The organism is Mesorhizobium sp. M7A.F.Ca.US.006.04.2.1 (assembly GCF_004022915.1).
Classification (GTDB): Bacteria; Pseudomonadota; Alphaproteobacteria; order Rhizobiales; family Rhizobiaceae; genus Mesorhizobium; species Mesorhizobium ciceri.
This window is the reverse complement of sequence record NZ_RZQA01001044.1, coordinates 1-1,915: the sequence shown is the minus strand read 5'-3', so window position 1 is coordinate 1,915 and position 1,915 is coordinate 1. Positions and strand designations below refer to the sequence as shown.

Genomic DNA, 1,915 nt, shown 5'->3' with positions numbered 1-1,915 from the left:
GTCAGCACCTGCTCGCAGACGCGGTTGACGAGGTTCTCGTCAAAGTCGTCGCCGATCAGCTTCAGCATCATGTCGAGTGCGGCAGTGCCACCGGCGCAGGTGTAGATGTTCTGGTCGATCTCGAAGAGGTCGGCAAAGACATTGGCCTTCGGGAACGCCTCGGAAAAGCCCGGCAGGTTCTCCCAGTGGATGGCACAGCGCTTGTTGGACAACAGGCCGGCGGCGGCGAGGATATGCGCGCCGGTGCACAGGCCGCCAACGGCGACGCCGCGATTGTATTCCTCGCGCAGCCAGGCGAAGGCGGACTTGTTTTGGTAGCGCTCGACATTGATGCCGCTGCAGACGATGGCCATGTTCGGCCGATCGGGGCCTGCCATCTTCTTGCGTTCATCCTCGAGCGACGTGTTGACCGCGCACTCGACTCCGTTCGAGGCGCGCACCGGCTTGCCGTCGATGCTGGCGAGGCGCCAGCGATAGGCCTCGTAGCCGAGCATGCGATTGGCCGAGCGCAGTGGGTCGAGCGCGGTCGCAAAGGCGATCATGGTGAAATCGGGAATAAGGAAGAATACAAACGACCGCTTGATCGGATGCTTTACGGCGTTCAAGGGAACCTCACACAGCCATGGCGCGAACAGGATGTCGCGAATAGCATAGCGACATCAGGAAAAACCATGTCTGTCAATCGGCTACGCCGCTACGACAAGATTAAATTTGCGACATGGGTCGCAAATGGGCAATCGGCGTGCAGCGGGGCCCGGAAGTGGCACGAACTGTTCAAGGGACAGGCAGCGTACAGCCTGTGCGCAGAACAAAAACGCCGCTCTGGCTGGAGCCAGGCGGCGTTGCAGTTTTAAAGCAGCGGCAGGGATGCGCTGCCTGGAAAATCTTCAGGCGACGAAGCCGAGGCGCGCCGCATTCATGGCGCCAGTCTGGCCGGGCATGGTGTTGGCAAGACGCTGACGCTCGAGAGCGGTGGTCAGGTTCATTTCGCGGCGGGCAAAGAGGCGGGCAAAAAGCTTCATAATCATCTCCATTCGGTTGCTCAGACGGGTCGCCTTCGCTTGATGGAGTGGGGCAGCTCGTTTGCTGGCGCTGATATAGGCTTGTGTAAGCAGAAACTAAATCGCAAAAGCGAACCGCTTGATATGAAATGCGACATCGATTGCGACAGATTTGGGCAAGGTGCCCAAAATTTACGATCATTTACAAGGCATTAAGTGAAAACAGGAGCTGCTATGCGGCTTTCTCATATGCGTCATGCGTTGGCGACATGGCTCCAAAACTCATTTGTATACAAATAAAATAAAGAAGGCCTGCCGGGCGGTTCGCGCGGCAGGCCTTCAGCACATAGTACACACGATCTACTTTGCTCCAGCCCAGGATCCGATGCCATTGCGAGTACCGGTCTTGGTGTCGGAAGCCTCAGGCCAGCCGATGTCCTTCTGCAGTTCGATCGGCAAGGAACGGATGGCGCGCTCGGTCTGGTAGCGGGCGCGTGCCGCGCTGAATTCGGTCGCGATGCGACCAAGAGACGACAGGATAGACATTTCTTTCTCCTTTGGTGGCTGGCGGGTGCCAGACAACGCGTTGGTTACGTCGGGTTTGTTTCAACTTCATTTCGTGTCGAATGCAGGTCTGTGTCGGGGTCGTTTCATGGCTGCTTGTGGCAGCTGCCTCATTCGATGGAGTTGACTATCCTCCCAATCTGATGTTCAATCAAACGAAATGGAATGATGTTTTGTATCAGAAAAATTGAAGGTCGGTTGCCATGAACGCCCCGCTCAATCATCCGCTGCCACTGCTCGATCTCGACGTTTTGCGCACTTTCGTGGCGATTGCCGAGACCGGCAGCTTCACCACCGCCGCCAATGCCGTCTTTCGCACGCCTTCGGCCGTCTCCATGCAGATCAAGAAG

Annotated in this window: 4 protein-coding genes; 1 reads left to right on the top strand and 3 read right to left on the bottom strand. The window is 57.2% G+C overall.

The window, feature by feature from the left end:
• The 3 genes from EN925_RS33995 to EN925_RS33980 all read right to left on the bottom strand — a co-directional run.
• Window positions 1-605: AraC family transcriptional regulator (locus tag EN925_RS33995; RefSeq protein ID WP_164761414.1), on the bottom strand; the 605-nt coding region annotated here is incomplete at its 3' end.
• A 282-nt stretch (window positions 606-887) separates the two neighbouring features.
• Window positions 888-1,022: a hypothetical protein gene (locus EN925_RS41565; RefSeq protein ID WP_013531161.1), complete on the bottom strand. Its 135-nt coding sequence runs from the start codon at window positions 1,020-1,022 to the stop codon at window positions 888-890.
• A 339-nt stretch (window positions 1,023-1,361) separates the two neighbouring features.
• Entirely contained in the window at window positions 1,362-1,547 is a 186-nt protein-coding gene (locus EN925_RS33980) for a hypothetical protein (protein ID WP_013531162.1), read from the bottom strand.
• A 221-nt stretch (window positions 1,548-1,768) separates the two neighbouring features.
• On the opposite strand from EN925_RS33980, the gene EN925_RS33975 reads away from it, so the two are divergent.
• Window positions 1,769-1,915, top strand: a 147-nt coding sequence (locus EN925_RS33975; RefSeq protein ID WP_164894590.1) for a LysR family transcriptional regulator, incomplete at its 3' end; no start/stop codon positions are given.

Bases quoted from the DNA above. Each gene is read 5' to 3' on its own strand.
- EN925_RS41565 (WP_013531161.1), bottom strand. From the start codon at position 1,022: ATGAAGCTTTTTGCCCGCCTCTTTGCCCGCCGCGAAATGAACCTGACC.
- EN925_RS33980 (WP_013531162.1), bottom strand. From the start codon at position 1,547: ATGTCTATCCTGTCGTCTCTTGGTCGCATCGCGACCGAATTCAGCGCG.